This window comes from Sphingomonas sp. M1-B02 (assembly GCF_026167525.1).
Classification (GTDB): Bacteria; Pseudomonadota; Alphaproteobacteria; order Sphingomonadales; family Sphingomonadaceae; genus Sphingomonas.
In genome coordinates this window covers 2,850,668-2,874,619 of the sequence record NZ_CP110679.1, presented here as the reverse complement: position 1 = coordinate 2,874,619, position 23,952 = coordinate 2,850,668, and the positions used below count along the sequence as shown (strand labels likewise).

The following is a 23,952-nucleotide window of genomic DNA, read 5'->3' as shown; positions in this document are numbered from 1 at the left end:
TGCTCAACGTTGACCTCTCCCCGCGGTTGCGAGATGCGGGGCCATGGAGGAGAGCAAGCTGCACCGGAGCTGGCACGCGCCGCTGCGCCAGGAATTCGAAGCGCCGTACATGGCTGCGCTCCGCGGCTTCCTCGCCTCCGAGCAAGCGGCGGGAAAGCGCATCTTCCCGGCCGAGGCGAACTGGCTCCGCGCGCTGGAGCTCACCCCGCTCGATCGGGTCCGCGTCGTGATCCTGGGCCAGGACCCCTATCATGGCGAGGGGCAGGCGCATGGCCTGTGCTTCTCGGTCCAGCCGGGCACGCGCACGCCGCCGAGCCTGGTCAACATCTACAAGGAACTGGAGCGCGATCTTGGCATTCCCCGGGCGCCGCATGGTTTCCTCGAAGCATGGGCGCGGCAGGGGGTGCTGTTGCTCAACTCGGTGCTGACCGTCGAGAGCGGCAAGCCGGCGTCGCACCAGGGCCGCGGCTGGGAGCGCTTCACCGATGCGGTGATCGCGCAGGTCAATGCCCGCCCCGAGCCGATGGTATTCCTGCTCTGGGGGAGCCATGCCCAGAAAAAGGCGGCGAACGTGGATTCGACTCAGCAAGGCGGGCGGCATCTGCTACTCAAAGCCCCCCATCCCTCGCCCCTTTCCGCTTACACCGGCTTCCACGGCTGCGGCCATTTCTCCCAGGCCAACGCCTTCCTCGACGCCCATGGTCGCGGCACGATCGACTGGGCGCTACCCTTGGGGGTCGACATCTGCTAAGCAATTGAAACTTCGAAAGAACCGCGATGCGCAAGCCCCTCTCCGCTCTCCTGGGTGCAAGCCTGATCCTGGCTTCGTGCGGCGGCGGGAGTAGCGGCGGCGGAACGGTCGTGGCGCCACCCACGGTTACGCCTACGCCGACACCGGCACCGACACCCCCGGCCACGACCGCCTGCACCCTGCGCGATCGGCAGGATTGGGTCGCGGCGCAGATGCGCGAATGGTATCTCTTCCCCGAAACGCTGCCCGCCGGCCTCGATCCAGCGCCTTATCCGAACCTCGAAAGCTATGTCGACGCGCTGACCGCCACCGCGCGCGGCCAGCGGCGCGACCGCTATTTCACTTATGTCACGTCGATCGCCGAGGAGAATGCCTATTACGCCTCGGGCGCGACCGCGGGTTTCGGCTTCCGGCTGAGCTATGACGGCGGGGCCCGCCGCGTCCTGGTCGCCGAGGCGTTCGAGGGGGCACCGGCGCTGGCGGCGGGGATCGATCGCGGCACCGAGATCGTCGCGATCGGCACGACCGCCGCGAACCTGCGCGAAGTCAGCACGATCCTCGGCAGCGAGGGCTCGGCCGGCGTCGCCAACGCGCTTGGCCCCGACACGCCCGGCACGACGCGCGTCCTGCGCATCAGCGACAACGCCGGCACGCGCGATGTGACGGTCGCCAAGGCGGACTATGCCCTGCTGCCCGTATCGCCGCGTTATGGCGCGAAGATCCTGACCGACGGCGCGCGGCAGGTGGGCTATGTGAACCTTCGCACCTTCATCTCGACGGCGAACCCGGCGCTGCGCACTGCCTTCGCCCAGTTCCGCGCGGAGGGGATCACCGAAGTGATCGTCGATTTCCGCTACAATGGCGGCGGGCTGGTCTCGGTCGCGCAGCTGATGGGCGATCTGCTCGGGCGCAATCGCGCCGCGAGCGACGTGTTCGGCTATATGGCGTTCCGCCCCGAAAAGGCGGCGGAGGGCGAGACGCTGTTGTTCCAGCCCGCCGCCGAATCGATCGCGCCGACGCGGATCGCCTTCATCGGTACAGGCGGGACCGCCTCGGCGAGCGAATTCGTGATCAACGCCTTCATCCCCTATCTCCACGCCAACGCTGCGCTGATCGGCACCAACACCTATGGCAAGCCGGTAGGGCAGATCGCGATCGATCGCTCCGCCTGCGACGATCGGCTGCGAGTGATCGCCTTCGCGACGCAGAATTCGCAGCGGCAGGGCGATTATTATGACGGCCTGGCGACCAAGGTCGAGGCGAGCTGCCGCGCCGGGGACGACATCGCCTATCCGCTCGGCGATCCACGCGAAGCCTCGACCAGGGCCGCGCTCGACTTCCTCGCCGGGCGCAGCTGCAGCCCGCTTGCATCGAGCGGGGCGGTGGCGCTCGCGGTGCGGAGGAGCACGGCGGCGACCGAACTGCTCGCACCCGAACGGCCGAGCACCGTCCAGCGCGAGGCGCCGGGGGTCTTCTAGCCTGCGGGATTGCTCCGCCCGCGCGGGTCGATCATGATCGCATCGTGATCATCTTCCACCTTGCACGCGCCGACAATGGCGTGATCGGCCGCGACGGCAAACTGCCCTGGCACCTGCCCGCCGACCTAAAACGCTTCAAGGCGCAGACCATGGGCAAGCCGATGCTGATGGGGCGCAAGACCTTCGAGAGCTTCCCCAGCCCGCTCCCCGGTCGCCGCCACATCGTCCTCACGCGCGACCGCGATTGGCGCGCCGAGGGCGCCGAGATCGCGTATAGCCCCGAAGAAGCGCTGGCGCTGGCAGGGGACGGCGACGTGGCGGTGATCGGCGGCGCGGAGGTCTTCGCGCTGTTCCTCGATCGGGCGGAACGAATCGAGCTCACCGAAGTCCATCTCGATGCCGAGGGCGACGCGACGGTGCCGGCCTTCGGGCCCGACTGGCGCGAGACTGCGCGCGAGGAACATGCCGGCGAAGCGGGGCGACCCGCCTACAGCTTCGTAACCTTGGAGCGGCTGTAATGCGGAAATTCCTGTGGGGGCTGGGCGCCCTGCTCCTGCTCGCCGTGATCGGCTTCTTCACCATCCTCCCGGCGATGGTCGAGAGCAGCATGAACAAGGTCGTCGTCGCGGCGCCCATGCCCACGGTCAGCGAAAAGACCCGCGCGCTCCACGCCTCGCTCCAGATCGCCGATATGCACGGCGATACGCTGATGTGGCGGCGCAGCCTGCTCGATCGCGCGGATCGCGGGCAAGTCGATCTGCCACGGCTGGTGGACGGCAATGTCGCGCTGCAGATCTTCTCCTCGGTCACCAAGACTCCCAAGGGCCAGAACTACGACTCCAACGGCGCGGAGAGTGACAACATCACGCTGCTCGCCGTCGCGCAGCTCCAGCCGATGCGCACCTGGACCTCGCTGCTCCAGCGCTCGCTATGGCATTCGGAGAAGCTCCATCGCGCCGCGGCCGAATCGAACGGACAGCTGCGCGTGATCCGCACCCCCGCCGAACTGCAGGCGCTGCTCGCCGATCGCGCTGCCGGACGGAAGGCGGTCGGCGGCATGCTCTCGGTCGAGGGGCTGCAGGATATCGAGGGCAAGCTGGAAAATCTCGACAAGCTCCACGCCGCCGGGTTCCGCATGGCCGGGCTCGCCCACTTCTTCGACAATGAAGTCGCCGGATCGATGCACGGGGTGAAGAAAGGCGGGCTGACGCCGCTGGGGATCCAGGTCGTCCGGCGGATGGAGCGGCTCGGCATGATCGTCGACATCGCCCATGCCAGCCACCAGTCGGTCGCGGAAATCCTCAAGATGGCGCGCCGCCCGGTCGTCTCCAGCCACGGCGGCGTCCAGGCGACATGCCAGGTCAACCGCAACCTGACCGACGACGAGATACGCGGAGTCGCGCGGACCGGCGGGGTGATCGGCATCGGCTATTGGGATGCGGCGATCTGCTCGACCGCGCCCGCCTCGATCGCCAACGCCATCGCGCATGTCCGCGATCTGGTCGGGGTCGATCATGTCGGGCTGGGGTCGGATTTCGACGGCGCGGTGACGACGGCGTTCGATACGGCGCAGCTGGCCGCGGTGACGCAGGCGCTGGTCGACAAGGGGTTCACGCCCGACGAGATCCGCAAGGTGATGGGCGGCAATGTGTTGCGCGTCGTCGCGGCGGGGATCGTGCCCAACTAAGTCCCTCTCCCCTTGTGGGCGCATCGGGTCGGCGCGGGGCGCTGTTTACCCGATGCGGGAGGGAGCCGACGTTAGTCGGCGGAAGGGTGAGGGGGAGTGTGTCTCAGTCCCCCTCATCCTTCCCACTCGCTGCGCGAGCGGGCCCCTTCCTTCTCCCACAAGGGGAGAAGGAGTTATGGCCTCGCCTCCCCCATCCAGCCTGCTATAGGCCGCGCCATGGAGCGGCTGGACGGCAGCTCGGCGGTTCCCGCGCGGCTTCGCGGCGGCATCGTCGCGCTGGGCAATTTCGATGGATTTCACGCGGGGCACCAGGCCGTGGTCGGCCGCGCCGTGGCGCGCGCGCGTGCCGAGGGGCGGCCGGCGATCGTCGCCACCTTCGATCCGCATCCCCAGCGCTATTTCCAGCCGCAGACCGAGCATTTCCGCCTCACCACGCTCGACCAGCGCCAGCGCCTGTTCGCCGAAGCCGGCGCCGATGCGATGCTGGTCTTCCACTTCGACGCGGCGCTGGCCGCACTGAGCGCGCGCGGCTTTGCCGAGGAGCGGCTGGTCGCGACGATCGGTGCGGGCGGGGTCGTGACCGGGGGCGATTTCACCTTCGGCAAGGCGCGGCAGGGCGATGTCGCGATGCTGGCGGCGCTGGGCGGGGAACTCGGTTTCTCGGTCGAAGTCGAGCCGCCGGTGATGCTCGATGGCCTCACCGTCTCGTCGAGCAGCATCCGCGCGCATCTGCGCGAAGGCCGCCCGCGCGACGCGGCGCGGCTGCTGACCCGGCCCTTCGCGGTGGAGGGCATGGTCGAGCATGGCGCCAAGCTGGGCCGCACCTTGGGCTATCCGACCGCGAATCAGCGGCTCGGCAACTATCTGCGCCCGGCCTATGGCATCTATGCAGTGCGCGGGCGGCTCGCCGACGGGCGCATGCTAGAGGGTGTGGCGAATCTCGGCATCCGCCCCAGCTTCGATCCGCCGGTGGAGCTGCTCGAAAGCTACTTCTTCGATTTCGCCGGCGATCTGTACGGCCAGGCGATTGAGGTCTCGCTGATCGACTATCTGCGGCCCGAGGCGAAGTTCGAGTCGCTAGAGGCGCTGACGGTCCAGATGGACGCGGACGCGGCGGCGGCACGCGCGGCACTGCACGCCTGATCCCGAACCGTCCGCGGCGCGGCCGGACTCAATCCTTCACATGCTCGGGCTTTCCCTTGCGCTTGGTCGACGCCATTTCGTCGAGTTCCTTCTCGGTCATCGACTCTTCCATATGCTTCGACGCCCCCTTGAGCGCGGACTTGGGGGCATCGCCGCGCTTGGCGGACAGAGCGGCGCCTGCGGCTTTTTGCTGGGCGGCGGATTTGGCGGGCATGGGCATCTCCTCGGTTGCGCAGTATCAACCGGGGGACCCGTCTGCCTGTTCCCGCGAGTGAGTGATGCATCTGATCCCCGATCCCGCCGCTGCCCCCGCCGATACGATCGGCTTCGACCAGTTCCTGGCGGTCGACATCCGCGTCGGCACGATCGTCGAGGCGCTGCCCTTTCCCGAGGCGCGCAAGCCCGCTTACAAATTGCTGATCGACTTCGGCCCGCTGCTCGGCCGCAAGCGCTCCTCGGCGCAGATCACCGAACATTACGCGCTGGAGCAATTGGTGGGGATGCAGGTCGCCGCGGTCGTCAACTTCCCGCCGCGGCAGATCGGGCCGGTGATGTCCGAAGTGCTGACGTTGGGTTTTCCGGATGCCGAGGGGAAGGTCGTCCTCGTTCAACCCGGCACGGCCGTGCCGGACGGCGGACGTCTGTTTTGACGATCCGGCCCCCTCAGGGCCGGGCTCGGGCCTGCCGATAGGTGCCCAGCACGCGCGTCCATTTGGTGTGGAACTGCAATTCCTCCAGCGCGCGGTCGACTGCGGGGTCGCCCGGCCGCCCGACGATGTCGGCATAGAATTCGGTCGCCGCGAAGCTGCCGCCGCGCTGATAGCTTTCCAGCTTGGTCATGTTGACGCCATTGGTCGCGAAGCCGCCCAGCGCCTTGTAGAGCGCGGCGGGGACATTCTTCACTTCGAAGATGAAGGTGGTCATGAACGGCCCGTCGCCGCTCGGCGCACCCGCGCCCCGCGCCAGCACCACGAAGCGAGTCATATTATGCGCGGCATCGGCCAGGTCGGTGGCGAACTGCTCGAGCCCGTAGAGCGCCGCGGCGCCTGGGGGCGCGAGCGCCGCGACGCCCGGATCGGCCAGTTCGGCGACCACCGCGGCGGCGCCCGCCGTATCGGGATAGGCGACCGGGGCGATACCATGCGCCTTGAGCCACTGCCGGCACTGGCCCAGCGCCTGCGGATGGCTCATGGCCTCGCGCACCTGCGCCAGCGTCCCCATGCCCATCAGCGCGTAGCGGATCGGCAGGAAATGCTCGCCGGTGATCGACAGCCCCGATTCGGGCAGCAGGAAATGCATGTCGGCGACCCGGCCGTGGAGCGAATTCTCGATCGGGATGATCGCGCAATCGGCACGGCCGTCGCGCACCGCGTCGATCGCATCCTCGAACGAGAAGCAGGGCAGCGGCAGTCCGTCGGGAAAGGCTTCGAGCGCGGCGATATGCGAATTTGCCCCCGGCGCGCCCTGGAAAGCAACCGCACGCGCCGGCTCGGCAGCGGCTGCCGCCATCATGTTCGCGACGATGGGCCGCGCAGGGCTTGCGAAATTCTCCATGGGGCCGCGGGCTAGCCGCCTATGCTTCTGCGGGCAAGCCGCGCTTGCGATAGGAAAAACCGCACTCTAAAGGGCGGACGACTTTTCCTCAGGGGCGCAAAATGGACGATCGCTTCAATACGATTGCAGGCTGGGCATTGGCAGGCGGCATTGCGGCGCTGAGCCTCTCGATCGTGAGCGGCATGGTGTTTCACTCCGAACGCCCCGAGAAGATGGGCTATGCCATCGAAGGCGTCGAGGAAACCGGTGGCGAGGGCGCTGCCGCGGTGCTGCCGATCGCGACTCGCCTCGCCAGTGCCGACGTCGCCAAGGGCGCGGACGTGTTCAAGCAGTGCACCGCCTGCCACACGATCAACCAGGGCGGCGCGTCGGGCATCGGCCCGAACCTCTATGCCAGCGTCGGCAAGGCGCATGGTCATGTCCCGGGCTTCGCTTATTCGGACGCGCTCAAGGCGGTTCCCGGCACTTGGACCTTCGACGCGCTCGATTCCTGGCTGGCAAGCCCGCGCAAATATGCGCCGGGCACCAAGATGACCTTCGCGGGCATCGCCAATCCGCAGGACCGCGCGAACGTCATCGCCTATCTCAACAGCCAGGGCTCGAACCTGCCGCTGCCGACCGCGCCGGCGGCAGAGCCCGCGGCCGATGCCGAAGCCCAGGCGAATGTCGCCGAGGGCGCGGATCCGGCCGAAATCTCGAACCAGGCGACGCCCGGCCAGGGCACGCCCGCGCAGAGCAAGCAGAATGCGATCCAGGCCGAGGAAAAGGGCGTCACGCCCAACGCCACGCACTGATATCGATCCGGCCTCACGCCGTCATTCGCAGGAATGGCGGCGTGAGATTGAGTGGCTTTAGCTCTTGGCTTCCTTGTCGCGCCAGAAGTCCTGGACGATCTCCCAGCCTTCCTCCGCCGTCTCGACGAAGTGGAACAGCTCCAGGTCGCGCGGGCCGATCACGCCTTCCTCGCACAGCGCCTCGAAATTGACGACGCGCTGCCAGAATTCCTTGCCGTAGAAGAGCACCGGGATCGGATCGATCTTGCCGGTCTGGATCAGCGTCAGCAGCTCGAAACTCTCGTCGAACGTCCCGAACCCGCCGGGGAACACCGCCACGGCGCGCGCATGCAGCAGGAAGTGCATTTTCCGCAGCGCGAAATAGTGGAACTGCAGGCTTAGCCCGGGGGTCACATAGGGGTTCGGCGCCTGCTCGTGCGGCAGGACGATGTTGAGCCCTACCGAATCGGCGCCGACGTCCTGCGCGCCGCGATTCGCCGCTTCCATGATCGACGGCCCGCCGCCCGAGCACACCACGAAGTGGCGCTTCCCCGCCTCATCCAGCGGAAAGTTGCTTACGATCTGCGCGAGCTCGCGCGCAACGTCATAATAATGCGATTTCGCGATCAGCCGCTCGGCGATCAGTTTCTGCTGCGGCGTGTCCGCCAGCTCGAGCAGCGCCTGCGCCTTTGATGGTTCGGGAATCCGCGCCGAGCCATAGACCACGAAGGTCGAAGCGATCTTCGCCGCGTCTAGGATCAGCTGGGGCTTGAGCAGTTCGAGCTGGAAGCGGACCGGGCGCAGATCCTCGCGCAGCAGGAAATCCATGTCCTGGAAGGCGAGCCGATAGGCGGGATGCTCGGTCTGGGGGGTGCCGCTATTGGTGTTGGCGCTTTCCGCTTCCTCCTGGGCAGGGCGGAAGACGCGGCTCGGTACGCGGGTGTCGTTGCTCATTTGGCCCGGCTTAGAAGCAATGCCGCGCGGCTGCAAATGCGCTCAGCGGCAGAAGGGGCCGCGTCCCATGTCGAGATGGAGATGGTTGTAGTGCGCGGCGTTGTAATCGGGGCCTAGGACGGTGCGGAAACGCTTGCACGCCGATTGCTGGATCACCCGCAGGAATTCGCGGACTTCGGGGTCATTCGAGCGCCAGTGCGTCTCGATCCGGATCCGCCGCCCGTCGGCGAGTACGAAGCCGCCCACATCGACAGCATTGCCCAGTCCATGTTCGGAGATGCGTGCGCTCGAGGCGGCGCCGTTGCCGATGATGCCGCGGCACGAATAGGTGCCGAAACTCTCGACGCGCACCAACTCGCTCCCCAATATCTGCTTGGCCGCCGGGGCGACGGCATAGCGCACCCAGGCGGTGAAGGTCCGCGCCAGGGGGCAGCGCATCGATTTGAGGCTGGTGACCGGCACGCCGATGTCGAGCAATTCGACCGCCCCGGTTACGATGCAGCCGCTGCCGAAATCGCGATCGGGCAGCGGCGAGAAGCGCACTTCCTCGCGCGACAGATCGGCGTAACATTGCTGCGTCTCGCGCCGGGTCGGACCGTTGAGGGTGATCGGCCCCGAGACACGTTCGCGGATCGGCGCCGGACGATCGTCCACACCGTCGCCGCCGGAGATGCAGCTGGCGAGCGCGAAGGGGAGCAGAGCCGCAAATATCCGCATCCCGGCTGGCCTACCAGCCGCGACCCGAGGCGTGCAAGGCGAGCGGTTTGACACGCATGCTGGTAGCGCTACCATTGCGACGAAACGGGGGAGGCATATGGTCAGACTGCTCGCAATGCTGTGCTCGGCGCTTGCCCTGATAGGGCCCGCCCTCGCCCAGCAGCCGCCGCCCGCGCCGCAACGCATCGCGCTCTGGGCCGATGGCGCGCCAGGTTTCGAGAGCCGCAAGTCGATCCCCGAGCAGTCGGAAGCCTATAGGACCAAGCCGATCAACGATCCCAGCATCACCTATTTCCCCGCGCGCGCCGGGCGCGAGACCGGCGCTGCGGTGGTGCTCATGCCGGGCGGCGCGCACGAATTCCTGGTGATCACCAGCGAGGGCAATGATGCCGCACGCTGGTTCAACGAGCGCGGGATCGCCGCCTTCGTCCTGCGCTACCGCCTCTTCCGCGGCACCGATTCGCCGTACAAGTTCGAACATGCCCGCCAGGATGCGGAGCGCGCGATGCGGCTGATCCGCAGCCGCGCCGACACATGGAAGCTCGACCCCAAACGGATCGGCGTGGTCGGCTTCTCCGCCGGCGGCGAACTGGCGCGGGTGACCCTGCTCAGCCCGCCGCTGCCGGCGCCCGGCAAGGGAGATGCCGTGGACCGCCTTTCGGCGCGTCCCGATTTCGGTGTGCTCGTCTTTCCCGGGCCGCTCCATGCCGAAGAGAAGATCGACAAGGATTCGCCGCCTTTGCTGATGACCGCAACCAACGACGATGCCTGCTGCTCGCAGCCGATCATCGACTTGCTCAACGCCTATCGCGCCGCGGGCGCCTCGTCGGAACTGCACATGTATGCGGCCGGCGGCCATGCCTTCAACATGGGCGAGACCACGCCGATGGTGTCCTTGCGCAACTGGCCCGCGCGCATCACCGACTGGATGACGGATCGGGGGCTGCTGGCGGCGTGGAAGCCCGTATCGAAACCCTAGCCAGGCTCCGCGCCGAAGCCGCGAACGGCTCGAACAATGCCGCGCGCACGCCATGCGGATCGGTCTCGCCATCCTCGACGCCGAAGCGCAGCGCCTCGCGCTTGGGCGCGGGCATGTGGAAGGTGCCGAACAGCCGGTCGAACAGGGCAAGGCTGCTGCCCAGATTGGTGTTGAAGTGCCGCGGGTCCGCCGAATGGTGGATCTGGTGATGCGCGGGGCCCAGCAGCACCCGGCCCCAGCGCGGGCCGAAGCCGACCCAGAGATGCGAATGCTGGAGATGCGTCACCAGGATCGCGGCGGTCATGATGAGCAGGTTCGTACCGCCCAGCGCAAGCGGAGTCGCCACGCCCAGCACCTGTTCGAGCAGCGCGCCGGTCAGCCCCAGAATCAGCGCCACCAGATTGTAGAAGCCGATCGATTCGAGCGGATGGACACGTCCGTTGGTGAAGATCGACAGGCTCTCGGCCTGGTGATGGACCTTGTGGAAGTGCCACAGGATCGGCACGCGGTGCATCAGCCAATGATCGAGCCAGTAGGCGAATTCATAAGCGAGGAAGAGGATCGGCGTCGCGATCAGGGCATTCGCCCAGCCCGGTAGCCGCGGCGCAGGCGGCGCCCCCAGCACGCCCGCCGCAAAGTGCCGCACCTGCTCGGCCGAAAAGACCGCCCAGCCGACCAGCGCACCTGCAAACAGCAAGCCGAACAGGAAATAGGCCAGATCGGTGCGCCCCGACGCGCTGCCGAACAGCCGCCGCGGAAGCAGCACGCGGCGCAAGACCGCGAGCCGCACCGGCCGCTTGCGCCCGCGCGGGACCGCCAGCACGACGAAGCAGGCGAGCGTCACCGCCAGCGCCGCGATCGAATGCGTCGATCCGGGCATGAGCAGGGTCCCGCCAAGCTGGGTCCATGCACCCGCCAGCAGCCCTTCCAATCCGGTCCGCAATCCCTCGATCATGGCGTCCGCAATAGACCGTCACCTTTGCCCAAGCGTTAAGCCTTGCGCCCTCCACGGTTGACTTCGCGCCCGCCGCCGCTAGGGCCGTCGACGGGCCACGCGGTCCCAACGCCGCGCGTGCTCTCTGTAAGGAGAGACTGACATGACTGATTCTGCCGTTACCGACGCCACAGCCGCGTCCGCCGCCAAGCCCGCAACGAAGCCGGCGCGCCCCTATTTCTCCTCCGGTCCCTGCGCCAAGCCTCCGGGCTGGGATGCGTCCAAGCTTGCCGTGGATTCGCTCGGCCGCTCGCATCGCTCGAAGATCGGCAAGACCCGCTTGCAATATGCGATCGACCTGATGCGCGAGATGCTCAAGCTCCCCGACACGCATCGTATCGGCATCGTTCCCGGCTCCGACACCGGCGCTTTCGAAATGGCGATGTGGACGATGCTGGGCGCAAAGCCGGTCACCGCGCTCGCCTGGGAAAGCTTCGGCGAAGGCTGGGTGACCGACGCAGTCAAGCAGCTCAAGATCGACCCCACGGTGCTGCGCGCCGATTATGGCCAGCTGCCCGATCTGGCCGCGGTCGATTGGTCGAACGACGTGCTGTTCACCTGGAACGGTACCACCTCGGGCGTGCGCGTCCCCAATGGCGATTGGATCCCCGACGATCGCGAAGGGCTGAGCTTCGCCGACGCGACCAGCGCGGTGTTCGCCTATGACCTTCCCTGGGACAAGATCGATGTCGCCACTTTCTCCTGGCAGAAGGTGCTGGGCGGCGAAGGCGGCCACGGCGTCCTGATCCTCGGCCCCCGCGCCGTCGAGCGGCTGGAGACCTATTCCCCCGCCTGGCCGCTGCCCAAGGTGTTCCGCCTGGTCTCCAAGGGCAAGCTGACCGAAGGCGTGTTCAAGGGCGAGACGATCAATACCCCCTCGATGCTCGCGGTCGAGGACGCGATCTTCGCGCTCGAATGGGCGAAGCGCCTGGGCGGGCTCGAAGGGCTGATCGCCCGCTCGGACGCCAATGCCGCCGCACTTGAGGAGATCGTCGCGACCCGCGACTGGCTGGGCAATCTTGCCGCCGATGCGTCGATCCGCTCGACCACCAGCGTCTGCCTGACCGTCGAAGGCGCCGACGAAGCGCTGATCAAGACGATGGCGTCGCTGCTCGAGAAGGAAGGCGCGGCGCTCGACGTCGCCGGCTATCGCGACGCTCCTCCCGGCTTGCGCATCTGGTGCGGCGCGACCGTCGAGACCGCCGATGTGGAGGCGCTCGGCCCCTGGCTCGACTGGGCCTACGCGACCGCCCGCGCCTCGTAATCGTCATCCCGGCGAAAGCCGGGATCCAGAGCCAAAAGCGACATCCTTTGTAACCCTGGATTCCGGCTTTCGCCGGAATGACGGGGCGGAGAAACAAAATGCCAAAAGTACTCATCAGCGACAAAATGGACCCCAAGGCCGCCGAGATCTTCCGCGCGCGCGGCGTCGAAGTGGACGAGATCACCGGCAAGACCCCCGAAGAACTGAAGGCGATCATCGGCCAGTATGACGGCCTCGCGATCCGCAGCTCGACCAAGGTCACCCCGGAAATCCTCGAAGCCGCGACCAACCTCAAGGTCGTCGGCCGAGCCGGCATCGGCGTCGACAATGTCGATATCCCCGCAGCCAGCGCCAAGGGCGTGGTCGTCATGAACACCCCCTTCGGCAACTCGATCACCACCGCCGAACATGCCATCGCTTTGATGTTCGCGCTCGCCCGCGATCTCCCCGAGGCCGACAAGTCGACCCAGGCCGGCAAGTGGGAGAAGAACCGCTTCATGGGCGTCGAAGTCACCGGCAAGACGCTGGGGCTGATCGGCGCGGGCAATATCGGCTCGATCGTCGCCGATCGCGCCTTGGGCCTCAAGATGAAGGTGATCGCCTACGATCCCTTCCTCACGCCCGAGCGCGCGATCGAGATGGGGGTCGAGAAGATGAGCCTCGACGATCTGCTGCTGCGCGCCGATTTCATCACGCTGCACACGCCGCTGACCGATCAGACGCGCAACATCCTATCGGCCGAAAACCTCGCCAAGACCAAGAAGGGCGTGCGCATCGTCAATTGCGCGCGCGGCGGGCTGATCGACGAGGCCGCGCTCAAGGCGGGGCTCGACAGCGGCCATATCGGCGGCGCCGCGCTCGACGTGTTCGTGACCGAGCCGGCCAAGGAATCGCCCCTGTTCGGCACGCCCAACTTCATTTCCACCCCACATCTCGGCGCCTCGACCAACGAGGCGCAGGTCAATGTCGCGATCCAGGTCGCCGAGCAGATGGCCGACTTCCTCGTCTCGGGCGGCGTCACCAACGCGCTCAACATGCCGTCGCTCTCCGCCGAGGAGGCCCCGCGGCTCAAGCCCTATATGGCGCTCGCCGAGCGGCTCGGCAGCCTCGTCGGTCAGCTCGCGCATGATTCGCTCAGCTCGATCTCGATCGAAGTCGAGGGTGCCGCCGCCGAGCTCAACCAGAAGCCGATCACCGGCGCGGTGCTCGCCGGGCTGATGCGCGTCCATTCGGACACGGTGAACATGGTCAACGCACCCTTCCTCGCGAAGGAGCGCGGGCTCGACGTGCGCGAAGTGCGCCACGAGCGCGAAGGCGATTACCACACGCTGGTGCGCGTCACCGTCGGCACCCAGGCGGGTGACCGCTCGGTGGCGGGCACCCTGTTCGGCAATCAGGCGCCGCGGCTGGTCGAGCTGTTCGGCATCAAGGTCGAGGCCGATCTCGCCGGCCACATGCTCTACATCGTCAACGAGGATGCCCCCGGCTTCATCGGCCGGCTCGGTACCACATTGGGCGAGGCCGGCGTCAACATCGGCACCTTCCACCTCGGCCGTCGCCAGGCCGGCGGCGAGGCGGTGCTCCTCCTCTCGGTCGACGACGAAGTGACCGCCGAGCTGATCGGCAAGGTCCGGAGCCTGCCGGGGGTCAAGACCGCGATGGCGCTGAAGTTCTGACGTGCGACGCGCGTCATCCTGACGAAAGTCAGGATCTCGTGCCGCAGGCGAACGCCAGGTGGCACGAGATCCTGGCTTTCGCCGGGATGACGGATTGTTCTAGGGGAGGCGCATGACAGGACTCCTGCCCGAGGGCTTCCACGATCGCCTGCCCCCCGCCGCCGATGCCGCGGCAGGGCTGGAAGCGCGCATTCTCGGCGTCGCGCGGCTCTATGGCTATGAACAGGTCGATCCGCCGCTCGCCGAATTCGCTGACGAACTGGCGAGCCGGCTCAAGGCGGGCGGGCTGCGTGACGCAGTGCGCTTCGTCGATCCCGTGTCGCAGCGCACGCTGGCGATCCGACCCGACCTCACCGCGCAGGTCGGCCGGATCGCAGCGACCCGCATGGCCCATCATCCGCGGCCGGTGCGGCTATCCTATGCGGGGCAAGGGCTGAAGCTCAGTGCCTCGGCGCTCAACCCCCAGCGCTCGAAGCGCCAGATCGGCTGCGAGCTGATCGGGCTCGATACCGTTGCCGCCGCCAGCGAGATCGTCCAGGTCGCGATCGAGGCGCTCCAGGCGGCGGGGGTGACCGGCCTCTCGCTCGATTTCACGCTTCCCGATCTGGTCGACACGCTCGCCGCCGATGCGCCGCAGCTCGAGGCCTTGCGCGAGCGGCTCGACGCCAAGGATGCTGGCGGAGTCGCGGCGATCGATCCTGCCTATCTGCCGCTGATCGAGGCGGCGGGGCCGTTCGATGCGGCGATGGCGCGGCTCCGCGCGATCGATACCGGGCAGCTCACCAGCCGGCTCGACGGGCTGGCGCAGATCGCCGCGGCGATCGACGGCCAGGCGACGCTCACGCTCGACCCGACCGAGCGACACGGCTTCGAATATCAGAGCTGGCTCGGCTTCTCGATCTTCGCCCGGGGCGTCCGCGGCGAGATCGGCCGTGGCGGCAGCTACACCGTGGTGCATGACGGCGGGCGCGAGGAACCTGCGGTGGGCTTCTCGCTGTTCGCGGACCCGATCCTCGATTCAGGCTTCGGCACCGGCGAGCGGCGGCGACTGTTCCTCCCCTTCGGCACCCCGAAGGCGACGGGCGCGGCGCTGCGCCACGAAGGCTGGGTCACGGTCGCGGCGCTGGAGACCGACGATACGCCCGAGGCGCAGCTCTGCAGCCACGCCCTCACGGCCGAGGGTCCCGCCCCGCTTTAGCGCGCCAGCAGCGCGGCGATGTCGCCCTTCGCGATATGCTCGAAGGCATCGGTCAGCGCTTTCCCGAAGCGTTCGTCCTGCGCGAGTCGCGCGCCGAATACCGGCTCGATCGCGAGCATCGCGCCGACCGGGCTGCCCGATGTCGCGGCCTCCGCCAGCGTATCGGCCAGCGGATCGGTGATCGTCTCGCCTGCCTCGGCCTTGCCGCGCACGAAGGCGATCCACGCCGCGATAGGCACCGCCAGCCGCTCCACGCCGCGCCCCGCATCCAGCGCCGCCCGCACCGTATCGAGCAGGCGATAGGGCAATTTCTGCGAACCATCCCAGGCGATCTGCGAGAGCAGATGCCGGATCGCCGGATTGCGGAAACGATCGAGCACCGCATCGGCATAGGCAGCGACGTCCAGCCCCTCCACCGGGCTCAGCGACGCGGCGATATCGTGATGGACCAGCCGCGTCACGAACGCTTCGAGTTCGGGATCGGCCATCGCCTCGAACACCGTTTCATGGCCCCGCGCCAAGCCGATATAGGCAAGCGAGGAATGCGCGCCGTTGAGGATGCGCAGCTTGGCCTGCTCATAGCCGCGGACATCGCTGGTCATCGTCACTCCGGCGGCTTCGAAGTCGGGGCCGTCGGCCATGTCGAAGCGCTGGAGCACCCATTGTGCGAAGGATTCGCGCTGGACCGCGGCCTGATCCTCGACCCCCAGCGCCGCGCCGACGCTGGCCAGGAATGCCGGATCGCTCGCCGGGGTGATCGAATCGACCATCGAATCGGGAAAGGCCACCGCCCCCTCGATCCAGTCGGCCAAAGCCGGGTCCTGCGCCTGTGCGAGCGCGATGCAGGCGGCGCGCAGCTTCGCGCCGTTGCCGGTCATGTTGTCGCAGCACAGCATTGCGAAGGGGTCCGCCCCCGCCGCGCGGCGATCGCTCAGGCCCGCGACGATCCAGCCGATCACGCTCGCCGGCTCGGCCGGGCGCTGCCGGTCATGGACGATATCGGGATGCGCGAAATCCAGCGTCCCGTCGCCGCCCAGGCAATAGCCCTTCTCGGTCACCGTGCTCGTCGCCAGCCGCACTGCGGGATCGGCGAGCAAGGTGCGCAGCCGCGCGCCCTCGCCCGGGCCGATCGCATCCGAATGCGCGGCGATGATCCGCATGCTCGGCTCCCGATCGAGCACCGCAAGCGTGTAGAGCCCGTCCTGCGCCTTGAGTGCCGCGACCGTGCCCGGGCTGCGCAGCGAGACCGCGGCGATTCCCCAGCGCGGATCCTGATCGAGCAGCCGGTCGACATAGGCCGCCTGGTGCGCGCGGTGGAAGGCGCCGGGGCCGAAATGGACGATGCCGGTGCGGATCGAATCGGGCGCGTGCCCGGGGCGGGCGATGGCGGCGGGAAGGGCGGCGAGCGCGGCGCGCGAAAGGATGGTCATGCCGCCCTGAGACAGGCGGCGAGCTATCGAGTCAATCTGGTCAGTAGCTTTTGACCGGCGAACTGCCCTTCACCCCCGGCATGATCGACGAGCTCGTCGTATTGAGCTCGATCCGAGTGCCCTTGGGCATCAGGAAGCGCACCTGCCGATTGGGAAAGTCGATATCGACTCGGCGGAAGCTGCGCAGTGCATCCATGCCCAGCAGCAGCGCCGGGCGCTTGGTCAGCCCGAAACGCTCGAACGGCGCGACATCGGCAAAGGCGACCGGCATTGCGCCGAAGAGTATCTCGCCCACCTTGATGTTCGGCACGAACGTATAGTCGGCCATGGCGGTGTCGCCCGTCACGCTCGTGAGCAGGATCGGTTTGGCCCGATTTCCGAGGCGCCCCACCCGCTTGCGCAGCGCGCTGTTGCCCATCGTCACCTGCGATCCGGTGTCGAGCACGACCTGTACCCGAGTCGCGCCGTAATAGGCATCGGTGACGATCAACTGGCCGAACACGCTCTTCGCGGTGACGACGATCGTGTTGGGGTCGCGGCGAGTGTATCTGGGCCGGCGCGTGCTCGGCTGCACTGCCATGGTGCCCTTCTCGAAATCGATCGAGACCTGATGATTGCGCAGCGTGTCGATGCCGAGCAACCCGGCGGCGCCCAGGTTGCGCGCGAACAGGGCCGGGGCCACCACGGTATGCAGATCGCCGACCGCCTTGATCGCCAGATCGGGGACGACCACCGTCGCAACGCGGCTGGTGCCCGTCATCGACGTGAGCTGCACCGGCGCGCCGGGCGCCAGCTGCAACAGCCCCGCCAGCTCACGCGAGACCACGGTACGCTCGGCGCCGGTATCGATGATGAAATTATAGGGTCCGTGCATCCCCACGGCGACCGGCACGGTCAGCCGCGCGTCGAGCTCGCCCAACGTGAGAAGCGTAGTCTCTACCGTTCCGCCGGTGGCTATAAGCTCGGGATCCTGGCCGGGCTGGCGCACATCCGCGACCGGGGCGAGCGGGGCCAGGAAGAGCATGAACGGGCGAAGGACTCCGAACATGGCATCCTTCTATACCTTCGCATGTTGCGCAGCAATCGCTGTTTCAGTCGGGCCGCATCGCCTCCGCCGCGATCCCCTCTGCTTCCACCAGCAACGCATCCTCGCCCGAACCCTGGACGATCTTCTCGCGCCCGATCATGATCAGCACCGGCACCGCCATCGGGCTCACCCGTTCCAGATCGACATGGAGCATCGTCTCGGCGGCGGTATCGAGCAGATGGGCGAGCCGCCCGACATCGGTCATCCGCGCGCGGGCATCGGCCCAGGCCGCGGTGAGCAACAGATGGTCGGGCTCGTACTTCCGGAGCACATCATAGATCAGATCCGTCGAAAAGGTGACCTGCCGCCCGGTCTTCTTCTTGCCCGGATGCTGCCGCTCGACCAGCCCGCCGATGATCGCGACTTCCCGGAAGGCGCGCTTGAGCAGCGCCGACTGCTGGACCCAGTCGACGAATTCATGCTCGAGAATGTCGGGCGAGAAGAGCGCGGCGGGATCGACGATCTTCTCGAGCCCATAGACCGCCAGCGCATAATCGTTGGCGACGAAGCCCAACGGCTTGAGCCCCATCGCCTCCATCCGCCGGGTGATCAGCATGCCGAGCGACTGGTGCGCGTTCCATCCCTCGAAGCTATAGGCGACCATATGGTGCTTGCCCTCGTGCGGGAAGGTTTCGACCAGCAACTGCGCGGGGGCGGGCAGCGCCGATCGCCGGTCCTGCATCTCCAGCCACTCGCGGACATCGTCGGGAAAGCGCGGCCATTGGCTGCGATCGTGGAGATAGCGGCGCACCCGGTTCGCCAGCGTCGAGGTGATCGCCAGTCGCGCGCCCATATAGGAAACGTAGCGCGCCTGCTTGGCGGTCGCGCGGACGATCATGTCGGTCCCCTCGATTCGCTCCACCTCGAGGCTCAGCCCGGCGAAGAAGAAGGTGTCGCCCGGCGACAGGGTCGAACCGAACCCCTCCTCGATCTTGCCCAGCCTGCGCCCGTTCTTGAAGCGCACGTCCAGCATCGGCGCCTCGACGATGATCCCCGCATTGAGCCGATGCTGCGCAACAAAGGTCGGCTTGGTCACCCGCCACATCCCGTCCGGCCCCTGCGTCAGCCGCTTGAACTTGTCATAGGCGCGCAGCGAATAGCCGCCGTCGGCGATGAACTGCAGCACCCGCTCGAACGTTTCCTGATCGAGCGCGGAATAAGGCAATGCTGCGCGCACTTCCTGCAGCATATCCGCGGCCTGAAACGGCGCGGCGCAGGCACAGGCCATGATATGCTGGGCCAGCACGTCGAGCGCTCCGGCGCGGAATATGTCGGGATCGAGCTCGCCTTCCTCGACCGCGTCGAGCGCCGCGCGCGCCTCCAGATATTCGAAGCGATTGCCGGGCACGAGGATCGCCTCGGACGATTCGTCGAGCCGGTGGTTGGCCCGCCCGATCCGCTGGAGCAGCCGCGACGAACCCTTGGGCGCGCCCATCTGGATCACGCAGTCGACATCGCCCCAATCGACTCCCAGATCGAGGCTGGCGGTCGCGACCAGCGCGCGCAGCTTGCCGTCGGCCATCGCCTGCTCGGCCTTGCGCCGCGCCTCCAGGCTCAAACTGCCATGGTGGACCGCGATCGGCAGCTTGAGCTCGTTATATTTCCACAATTGCTGGAAGATCAGTTCGGCAAGTCCGCGCGTGTTGCAGAAGACGATCGTCGTCTTGTGCGTCTCGATCTCGGCCATCACCTGCGGCATCGCATAGACGCCCGAATGCCCGGCCCAGGGCACCCGGCCTTCGGGCAGCAGGATCGCGATGTCGGGGTCGGCGCCCTTCTCGCCCTGCACCAGCGTCACCGCATCGATATCGCCATGCGGCGCCAGCCAGGCGCGATACCCATCGGGATCGGCGACGGTGGCGGAGAGCGCCACGCGGCGCAGGTTCGGCGCCAGCGCCTGCAGCCGCGCCATCGCCAGCGAGAGCAGGTCGCCGCGCTTGCCGGTGGCGAAGGCATGGACCTCGTCGATCACCACCGTCTTCAGGTCGGCAAACATCATCATGCTGTCTTCGTAGGACAGCAGCAGGCTCAGCGATTCGGGGGTGGTGAGCAGGATTTCGGGCGGTCGCGCGCGCTGGCGGACCTTCCGGTCCCAGGGCGTGTCACCGGTGCGCGTCTCCACCCGGATCGAGAGCCCCATCTCCTCGATCGGCGTCAGCAAATTGCGTTGGACGTCGACCGCGAGCGCCTTGAGCGGCGAGATGTAGAGCGTGTGGAGACGATCGGTGGGCGCCTCGATCAACTCGACCAGACTGGGCAGAAACCCCGCCAGCGTCTTGCCGGCACCCGTCGGCGCGACCAGCAAGGCATGTTCGCCCGCTTGCGCCGCCGCCAGCATCTCCAGCTGATGCCGCCTGGGCGTCCAGCCGCGCGCGGCGAACCAGTCGGTCAGGGGTCTGGGGAGGTCCGTGGGCGCCACCTCAGCCATCTAGGTCGGCGCCGGGCGCCCCGCTAGGCGTCGTCGCGATCCTTGTCTTCTTGGTCCTGCCGATCATAGTTCGCGCGCGTCGCCTCTTCGGTCCGCGCGACTTCGCTGCGCGTGCCGCGATTGTGGAACATCGCCCAGGCGATCGCGATCGCCAGCAGGATCGGCGCGACGACGACGATCACTCCCTGCATGCTCGATAGATCCATGTGGTTCCTCCTGTGCCGTTCGCCCGATCCAACGAAAGGCGGCGCGCTTTCGATCCGTTTGGAACCTCGGCGGCACATAACCATATGGAGGATATGGCATTAGGCAACTGGATCGAGCCGCATCCTACGGGCATCTACATCCCCTCCGCAGACGCCTGGGTCGATCCTAGCGTCCCCGTCCCGCGCGCGCTCGTCACCCACGGCCACGCCGATCACGCACGCGGCGGACATGGCCAGGTCTGGGCCACGCCCGAGACGCTGGCCATCATGGAATGCCGCTATGGCCCGCAAGCCGGCAATCCGGTCGCCTATGGCGAATCGATCCGGATGGGGGAGGTCGAGGTCGGCTTCGTCCCCGCGGGCCACGTGCTCGGATCGGCCCAGCTCGTGCTCGATCACAAAGGCGAGCGGATCGTCGTCTCGGGCGACTATAAGCGCCGCGACGACCCGACCTGCGCGCGCTTCGAGCCGGTGCCCTGCGACATTTTCATCACCGAGGCGACCTTCGGCTTACCCGTGTTCCGTCATCCCGAAACGCATGACGAGCTCGACAAATTGCTCGCCGCGCTCCGCGCAAACCCCACGCGCTGCGTCCTCGTCGGCGCCTATGCGCTCGGCAAGGCGCAGCGCGTGATCGGCGAGCTGCGGGTGATGGGGTTCGACGATCCGATCTACCTCCACGGCGCGCTCCAGCGGCTGTGCGATCTCTATGTCGAACTCGGTGTCGATCTCGGCGACCTGCGCCCCGCCACCGGCGTCGCCAAGGCCGAACTCGAGGGGCGGATCATCCTCGCCCCGCCAGGCGCGCTCAACGATCGCTGGTCGCGCCGCCTGCCCGATCCGATCACCGCGATGGCGAGCGGCTGGATGCGCGTCCGCCAGCGCGCCGTACAGCGCAATATCGAGCTGCCGCTGATACTGTCCGATCATGCGGATTGGGACGAACTCACCACCACGATCCGCGAAATAGCACCACGCGAAGTATGGGTTACGCATGGCCGCGAGGACGCCTTGGTCCATTGGTGCGGACTGCACCAGATCAAGGCCCGCGCGCTCGATCTCGTCGGCTTCGAGGACGAGGACGACTGAGCATTGCCCGCCACTCTTGTTAGCGATACCATGATCGCAAAAGAGGAGAGGCTGGATGCGTATGCTTGAACTTGCGGCGGTGGCTGTCGCTTTGACTCTGTCCGGCGAGGCTTTTGCCCAAACTGCGCCCCCGCCTTCAGTCCAGGCCCCCCAGCCGCCCTCACCGGAGATGCGCGGCCCCGACGATCGGGTGACCGATTTCCTGCGGATGCGCGACGAGGTCGCAGGGCGCCGCGCAGGCCCCACCAAGTCCAAGAATCCGGTCCCCGCAAGTCCAGAAGACATTATCCAGGGCAGCGAGGTGCGCGATTCGAAAGGCGTTCCGCTCGGGACGATCGAGTCGGTCGGCAAGGAATTTGCGGTGGTCGCCGGCGAGGCGGGCAAGGTCGAAGTGGAATTCGACTCTTTCGCGAAGAATTACAAAGGGCTGCTGATCAACCTGCCCAAGGCCAAGTTCGACTCGATCGTCTCCGGCAACAAGCCAGCGCGCTGACCGGTCAGGCGCTCTGCCGCAGCGGTGGGGCGCCTTTCTCGGCGAACAGCCAGGCTTCCGCATCCGCCACCGTGTCGAAGCAGTATGCGCCCCGTCCACACAAGGCGCGCAGCAGCTGGCTGCGTGCCAGCGTCCGCCCGATCACGAAGGCGAGGCGGCGCGAGCGATAGACCGGGTCGGCGAGCACCTCCTGGAAACGGGCGACGCTTTCCTGCGGCTGGATCTTCATCGCGCGCAGATCATTGAGCGTGAGATGCTGGTTGGGGGCGCAGCGCAGTTCGGCGTGCGCGCGGCGGCGCATCTCCAGAAAATCCTGAATGTCCTCGGGTGCGAACAGCCCGCCCATCTGCATCCGGACCAGATCCACCGAGGGATCGACGGTGATCGAGAATTCCGCGCTCATCCTGCTCGAATAAGCGGCAAGCGTTTCGAAATCCTAAAGTCGCCGCGATCGTATCGACTTACCCGACGCCTTCCAATGCCTTCTGGCGGCGACGCTGCACCGAACTGCCGATCCCCAATGCTTCGCGATATTTGGCCACTGTCCGGCGGGCGATGTCGAATCCCTTTTCCCGCAGCAGATCGACCAGCGTGTCGTCGGACAGGATCGCCTTGGCATCTTCCGCAGTGATGAGCGCGCGGATCGCGCTCTTCACTGCCTGCGCCGAGACCGCGTCGCCGCCATCGGCCGACTGGATCGCGCTGGTGAAGAAATATTTGAGCTCGAACAGCCCGCGCGCGCAGCTCAGATATTTGTTCGACGTCACCCGGCTTACGGTCGATTCGTGCATCTCGATCGCGTCGGCAACCTGACGCAACGTCATCGGCTTGAGGTGGGCGACGCCCTTCAGGAAGAATGCCTCCTGCTGCTTCACGATCTCGCTCGCCACCTTGATGATCGTACGCTGGCGCTGGTCGAGTGCCTTTACCAGCCAATTGGCGCTGGCGAGCATGTCGGAAAGCCAGGCCTTGCTGCTCTTGTCCTGATGCCCGGTCGCGATCTCCGTATAATAAGCCCGGTTGACCAGCACCCGCGGCAGCGTCGCCGCATTGATCTCGATCGCCCAGCCCGCGCCGCGCCGCGCGACGAAGATGTCCGGCACCACCGACAGCGTCGGCTCGCCGCCATAGCGGCAGCCGGGCTTGGGGTCGTAGTTGCGCAGCTCGCGGATCATGTCGGCCAGATCTTCCTCGTCGACGTCGCAGATCCGCCGCAGCCGCGCCATGTCGCCGCGCGCGACCAGATCGAGATTGTCGATCAGCCGCGCCATGCACGGATCGTAGCGATCGGCCTCCTTGGCCTGCAGCGCCAGGCATTCGGCCAGGTTGCGCGCGCCCACCCCGGTGGGATCGAAGCCGTGGATGATGCCGAGCACCGCCTCGACCCGCGCCAGCGGCACGTTCAAGCGATTGGCGACGTCGAGCAGCGACGCGGTCAGATAGCCCGCTTCGTCGATCTGGTCGATCAGATGCGCGGCAATGAACAGGTCCGCGCCGCTCACGCTGGCCCCCGCCTGCGCCATCAGATGGTCGGCCAGGCTCAGCTGGCTGCTACCGAAATTGTCGAAGTCGGGCCCATCCTCGGATCCGCTGCCGCCGCTCGCCCCGCTCAGCCCCAGGCTGCCGTCGAGGCTGCCGACCGAGTCCGAGGCGCTGTCATGGTGAAAGCTTTCGGCGGTGAAATCCACGTCGAGCGCAGCCTCGCCCGCCGCCTCGCCGCCTTGGATCAGCTCGCTTGCATCGGCCGGACCATCGCGTACCTCCTCGAAATCGGGCACCGGCTCGGGTGCCGCCACGTCGGGCGCATCCTCGCCGCCGCCCTGCGATTCGAGCAGGGGATTCTTTTCCAGCTCCTCGGCGATGAAAGTCTCGATCTCGAGGTTCGACAGCGCAAGCAGCTTTATCGCCTGCTGCAGCTGCGGCGTCATCACCAGCGATTGCGACTGCCGCAGGTCGAGGCGAGGCGCGAGACTCATCGCTGGCCCCGAGCGGCACCGGCCCGCTCCCCCACCCGGCCACCCATATGATACTGCCGTTGGGTGGCCGGGTGG

General features: G+C 67.2%; 24 protein-coding genes. 13 read left to right on the top strand and 11 right to left on the bottom strand.

What is annotated here, in order from left to right; translation table 11 throughout:
* Nucleotides 1-43 precede the first annotated feature (43 nt).
* The 5 genes from ung (at nucleotide 44) to OKW87_RS13800 (ending at nucleotide 5,059) form a co-directional block, all read left to right on the top strand.
* Entirely contained in the window at nucleotides 44-751 is a 708-nt protein-coding gene (gene ung / locus OKW87_RS13820; RefSeq protein ID WP_265540348.1) for a uracil-DNA glycosylase, read from the top strand.
* Nucleotides 752-777: 26 nt separating this feature from the next.
* Complete coding sequence (locus OKW87_RS13815) at nucleotides 778-2,229, top strand: S41 family peptidase (RefSeq protein ID WP_265540346.1); 1,452 nt, start codon at nucleotides 778-780, stop codon at nucleotides 2,227-2,229.
* Nucleotides 2,230-2,273: 44 nt separating this feature from the next.
* Nucleotides 2,274-2,747, top strand: coding sequence for a dihydrofolate reductase (locus OKW87_RS13810; RefSeq protein WP_265540344.1), 474 nt, complete (start codon nucleotides 2,274-2,276; stop codon nucleotides 2,745-2,747).
* The gene (locus tag OKW87_RS13805) at nucleotides 2,747-3,916 is read left to right on the top strand and encodes a dipeptidase (RefSeq protein ID WP_265540343.1); all 1,170 of its coding nucleotides are present in this window, start codon (nucleotides 2,747-2,749) and stop codon (nucleotides 3,914-3,916) included. Before OKW87_RS13810 ends, OKW87_RS13805 begins: the two co-directional genes overlap by 1 nt.
* A gap of 216 nt (nucleotides 3,917-4,132) precedes the next feature.
* Nucleotides 4,133-5,059: a bifunctional riboflavin kinase/FAD synthetase gene (locus OKW87_RS13800; protein ID WP_265540342.1), complete on the top strand. Its 927-nt coding sequence runs from the start codon at nucleotides 4,133-4,135 to the stop codon at nucleotides 5,057-5,059.
* A gap of 28 nt (nucleotides 5,060-5,087) precedes the next feature.
* On the opposite strand, the gene OKW87_RS13795 is transcribed toward OKW87_RS13800, so the two are convergent.
* Nucleotides 5,088-5,273, bottom strand: coding sequence for a DUF3008 family protein (locus OKW87_RS13795; protein ID WP_265540340.1), 186 nt, complete (start codon nucleotides 5,271-5,273; stop codon nucleotides 5,088-5,090).
* Nucleotides 5,274-5,337: 64 nt separating this feature from the next.
* Between OKW87_RS13795 and OKW87_RS13790 the strand changes: the two genes are divergently transcribed.
* Entirely contained in the window at nucleotides 5,338-5,709 is a 372-nt protein-coding gene (locus tag OKW87_RS13790; protein ID WP_265540338.1) for a tRNA-binding protein, read from the top strand.
* A gap of 13 nt (nucleotides 5,710-5,722) precedes the next feature.
* On the opposite strand, the gene OKW87_RS13785 is transcribed toward OKW87_RS13790, so the two are convergent.
* Nucleotides 5,723-6,613, bottom strand: a complete 891-nt coding sequence (locus tag OKW87_RS13785; RefSeq protein ID WP_265540336.1) for a prephenate dehydratase — start codon at nucleotides 6,611-6,613, stop codon at nucleotides 5,723-5,725.
* A gap of 101 nt (nucleotides 6,614-6,714) precedes the next feature.
* Here OKW87_RS13785 and OKW87_RS13780 point away from each other — a divergent pair, with 101 nt between their 5' ends.
* Nucleotides 6,715-7,407, top strand: a complete 693-nt coding sequence (locus tag OKW87_RS13780; protein ID WP_265540335.1) for a c-type cytochrome — start codon at nucleotides 6,715-6,717, stop codon at nucleotides 7,405-7,407.
* Between the two features lie 57 nt (nucleotides 7,408-7,464).
* Here OKW87_RS13780 and OKW87_RS13775 read toward each other — a convergent pair whose 3' ends face one another.
* Both OKW87_RS13775 and OKW87_RS13770 read right to left on the bottom strand, forming a co-directional pair.
* A complete protein-coding gene (locus tag OKW87_RS13775; protein WP_265540333.1) occupies nucleotides 7,465-8,340 on the bottom strand; it encodes an LOG family protein in 876 nt (291 codons plus the stop codon).
* Nucleotides 8,341-8,382: 42 nt separating this feature from the next.
* Nucleotides 8,383-9,057: an extensin family protein gene (locus OKW87_RS13770; RefSeq protein ID WP_265540332.1), complete on the bottom strand. Its 675-nt coding sequence runs from the start codon at nucleotides 9,055-9,057 to the stop codon at nucleotides 8,383-8,385.
* Nucleotides 9,058-9,154: 97 nt separating this feature from the next.
* Between OKW87_RS13770 and OKW87_RS13765 the strand changes: the two genes are divergently transcribed.
* Nucleotides 9,155-10,036 carry an alpha/beta hydrolase gene (locus OKW87_RS13765; protein ID WP_265540330.1) on the top strand — a complete coding sequence of 294 codons (882 nt, stop codon included), beginning with the start codon at nucleotides 9,155-9,157 and terminating at the stop codon, nucleotides 10,034-10,036.
* Here the strand turns inward: OKW87_RS13765 and OKW87_RS13760 are convergent.
* Nucleotides 9,975-10,991 carry a sterol desaturase family protein gene (locus OKW87_RS13760; protein WP_265540328.1) on the bottom strand — a complete coding sequence of 339 codons (1,017 nt, stop codon included), beginning with the start codon at nucleotides 10,989-10,991 and terminating at the stop codon, nucleotides 9,975-9,977. The two genes, OKW87_RS13765 and OKW87_RS13760, sit on opposite strands and share 62 nt — an antisense overlap.
* A gap of 142 nt (nucleotides 10,992-11,133) precedes the next feature.
* On the opposite strand from OKW87_RS13760, the gene OKW87_RS13755 reads away from it, so the two are divergent.
* The 3 genes from OKW87_RS13755 to OKW87_RS13745 all read left to right on the top strand — a co-directional run bounded on the left by OKW87_RS13755 (nucleotide 11,134) and on the right by OKW87_RS13745 (nucleotide 15,168).
* Nucleotides 11,134-12,294, top strand: coding sequence for a phosphoserine transaminase (locus OKW87_RS13755; protein WP_265540327.1), 1,161 nt, complete (start codon nucleotides 11,134-11,136; stop codon nucleotides 12,292-12,294).
* Nucleotides 12,295-12,392: 98 nt separating this feature from the next.
* On the top strand, nucleotides 12,393-13,970 hold the full coding sequence (serA, locus tag OKW87_RS13750; RefSeq protein ID WP_265540324.1) for a phosphoglycerate dehydrogenase: 1,578 nt from the start codon (nucleotides 12,393-12,395) through the stop codon (nucleotides 13,968-13,970).
* 112 nt (nucleotides 13,971-14,082) lie between these two features.
* On the top strand, nucleotides 14,083-15,168 hold the full coding sequence (locus OKW87_RS13745; RefSeq protein ID WP_265540322.1) for an ATP phosphoribosyltransferase regulatory subunit: 1,086 nt from the start codon (nucleotides 14,083-14,085) through the stop codon (nucleotides 15,166-15,168).
* On the opposite strand, the gene OKW87_RS13740 is transcribed toward OKW87_RS13745, so the two are convergent.
* The 4 genes from OKW87_RS13740 to OKW87_RS13725 are packed head-to-tail and all read right to left on the bottom strand — an operon-like array spanning nucleotide 15,165 to nucleotide 20,319.
* Complete coding sequence (locus tag OKW87_RS13740) at nucleotides 15,165-16,598, bottom strand: mannitol dehydrogenase family protein (RefSeq protein WP_265540320.1); 1,434 nt, start codon at nucleotides 16,596-16,598, stop codon at nucleotides 15,165-15,167. The two genes, OKW87_RS13745 and OKW87_RS13740, sit on opposite strands and share 4 nt — an antisense overlap.
* A gap of 40 nt (nucleotides 16,599-16,638) precedes the next feature.
* The gene (locus tag OKW87_RS13735; protein ID WP_265540318.1) at nucleotides 16,639-17,646 is read right to left on the bottom strand and encodes an aspartyl protease family protein; all 1,008 of its coding nucleotides are present in this window, start codon (nucleotides 17,644-17,646) and stop codon (nucleotides 16,639-16,641) included.
* A 43-nt stretch (nucleotides 17,647-17,689) separates the two neighbouring features.
* Nucleotides 17,690-20,104: a ligase-associated DNA damage response DEXH box helicase gene (locus tag OKW87_RS13730; protein ID WP_443025054.1), complete on the bottom strand. Its 2,415-nt coding sequence runs from the start codon at nucleotides 20,102-20,104 to the stop codon at nucleotides 17,690-17,692.
* Nucleotides 20,105-20,136: 32 nt separating this feature from the next.
* Complete coding sequence (locus tag OKW87_RS13725; protein ID WP_265540316.1) at nucleotides 20,137-20,319, bottom strand: hypothetical protein; 183 nt, start codon at nucleotides 20,317-20,319, stop codon at nucleotides 20,137-20,139.
* Between the two features lie 93 nt (nucleotides 20,320-20,412).
* On the opposite strand from OKW87_RS13725, the gene OKW87_RS13720 reads away from it, so the two are divergent.
* A complete protein-coding gene (locus OKW87_RS13720; protein ID WP_265540315.1) occupies nucleotides 20,413-21,408 on the top strand; it encodes a ligase-associated DNA damage response exonuclease in 996 nt (331 codons plus the stop codon).
* 55 nt (nucleotides 21,409-21,463) lie between these two features.
* Complete coding sequence (locus OKW87_RS13715; RefSeq protein WP_265540314.1) at nucleotides 21,464-21,901, top strand: hypothetical protein; 438 nt, start codon at nucleotides 21,464-21,466, stop codon at nucleotides 21,899-21,901.
* A 4-nt stretch (nucleotides 21,902-21,905) separates the two neighbouring features.
* Here OKW87_RS13715 and OKW87_RS13710 read toward each other — a convergent pair whose 3' ends face one another.
* Complete coding sequence (locus OKW87_RS13710; protein ID WP_265540313.1) at nucleotides 21,906-22,304, bottom strand: hypothetical protein; 399 nt, start codon at nucleotides 22,302-22,304, stop codon at nucleotides 21,906-21,908.
* A gap of 58 nt (nucleotides 22,305-22,362) precedes the next feature.
* Nucleotides 22,363-23,877 carry an RNA polymerase factor sigma-54 gene (rpoN, locus tag OKW87_RS13705; RefSeq protein WP_265540312.1) on the bottom strand — a complete coding sequence of 505 codons (1,515 nt, stop codon included), beginning with the start codon at nucleotides 23,875-23,877 and terminating at the stop codon, nucleotides 22,363-22,365.
* Nucleotides 23,878-23,952 lie beyond the last annotated feature (75 nt).

Excerpts from the sequence above, each read along its gene's own strand:
- serA (WP_265540324.1), top strand. The coding sequence starts at position 12,393 with ATGCCAAAAGTACTCATCAGCGACAAAATGGACCCCAAGGCCGCCGAG.
- ung (WP_265540348.1), top strand. The coding sequence starts at position 44 with ATGGAGGAGAGCAAGCTGCACCGGAGCTGGCACGCGCCGCTGCGCCAG.
- rpoN (WP_265540312.1), bottom strand. The coding sequence starts at position 23,877 with ATGAGTCTCGCGCCTCGCCTCGACCTGCGGCAGTCGCAATCGCTGGTG.
- OKW87_RS13710 (WP_265540313.1), bottom strand. The coding sequence starts at position 22,304 with ATGAGCGCGGAATTCTCGATCACCGTCGATCCCTCGGTGGATCTGGTC.
- OKW87_RS13775 (WP_265540333.1), bottom strand. The coding sequence starts at position 8,340 with ATGAGCAACGACACCCGCGTACCGAGCCGCGTCTTCCGCCCTGCCCAG.
- OKW87_RS13740 (WP_265540320.1), bottom strand. The coding sequence starts at position 16,598 with ATGACCATCCTTTCGCGCGCCGCGCTCGCCGCCCTTCCCGCCGCCATC.
- OKW87_RS13720 (WP_265540315.1), top strand. The coding sequence starts at position 20,413 with ATGGCATTAGGCAACTGGATCGAGCCGCATCCTACGGGCATCTACATC.
- OKW87_RS13795 (WP_265540340.1), bottom strand. The coding sequence starts at position 5,273 with ATGCCCGCCAAATCCGCCGCCCAGCAAAAAGCCGCAGGCGCCGCTCTG.
- OKW87_RS13780 (WP_265540335.1), top strand. The coding sequence starts at position 6,715 with ATGGACGATCGCTTCAATACGATTGCAGGCTGGGCATTGGCAGGCGGC.
- OKW87_RS13760 (WP_265540328.1), bottom strand. The coding sequence starts at position 10,991 with ATGATCGAGGGATTGCGGACCGGATTGGAAGGGCTGCTGGCGGGTGCA.
- OKW87_RS13785 (WP_265540336.1), bottom strand. The coding sequence starts at position 6,613 with ATGGAGAATTTCGCAAGCCCTGCGCGGCCCATCGTCGCGAACATGATG.
- OKW87_RS13755 (WP_265540327.1), top strand. The coding sequence starts at position 11,134 with ATGACTGATTCTGCCGTTACCGACGCCACAGCCGCGTCCGCCGCCAAG.
- OKW87_RS13815 (WP_265540346.1), top strand. The coding sequence starts at position 778 with ATGCGCAAGCCCCTCTCCGCTCTCCTGGGTGCAAGCCTGATCCTGGCT.
- OKW87_RS13725 (WP_265540316.1), bottom strand. The coding sequence starts at position 20,319 with ATGGATCTATCGAGCATGCAGGGAGTGATCGTCGTCGTCGCGCCGATC.
- OKW87_RS13770 (WP_265540332.1), bottom strand. The coding sequence starts at position 9,057 with ATGCGGATATTTGCGGCTCTGCTCCCCTTCGCGCTCGCCAGCTGCATC.
- OKW87_RS13735 (WP_265540318.1), bottom strand. The coding sequence starts at position 17,646 with ATGTTCGGAGTCCTTCGCCCGTTCATGCTCTTCCTGGCCCCGCTCGCC.
- OKW87_RS13800 (WP_265540342.1), top strand. The coding sequence starts at position 4,133 with ATGGAGCGGCTGGACGGCAGCTCGGCGGTTCCCGCGCGGCTTCGCGGC.
- OKW87_RS13765 (WP_265540330.1), top strand. The coding sequence starts at position 9,155 with ATGGTCAGACTGCTCGCAATGCTGTGCTCGGCGCTTGCCCTGATAGGG.
- OKW87_RS13745 (WP_265540322.1), top strand. The coding sequence starts at position 14,083 with ATGACAGGACTCCTGCCCGAGGGCTTCCACGATCGCCTGCCCCCCGCC.
- OKW87_RS13790 (WP_265540338.1), top strand. The coding sequence starts at position 5,338 with ATGCATCTGATCCCCGATCCCGCCGCTGCCCCCGCCGATACGATCGGC.
- OKW87_RS13805 (WP_265540343.1), top strand. The coding sequence starts at position 2,747 with ATGCGGAAATTCCTGTGGGGGCTGGGCGCCCTGCTCCTGCTCGCCGTG.
- OKW87_RS13715 (WP_265540314.1), top strand. The coding sequence starts at position 21,464 with ATGCGTATGCTTGAACTTGCGGCGGTGGCTGTCGCTTTGACTCTGTCC.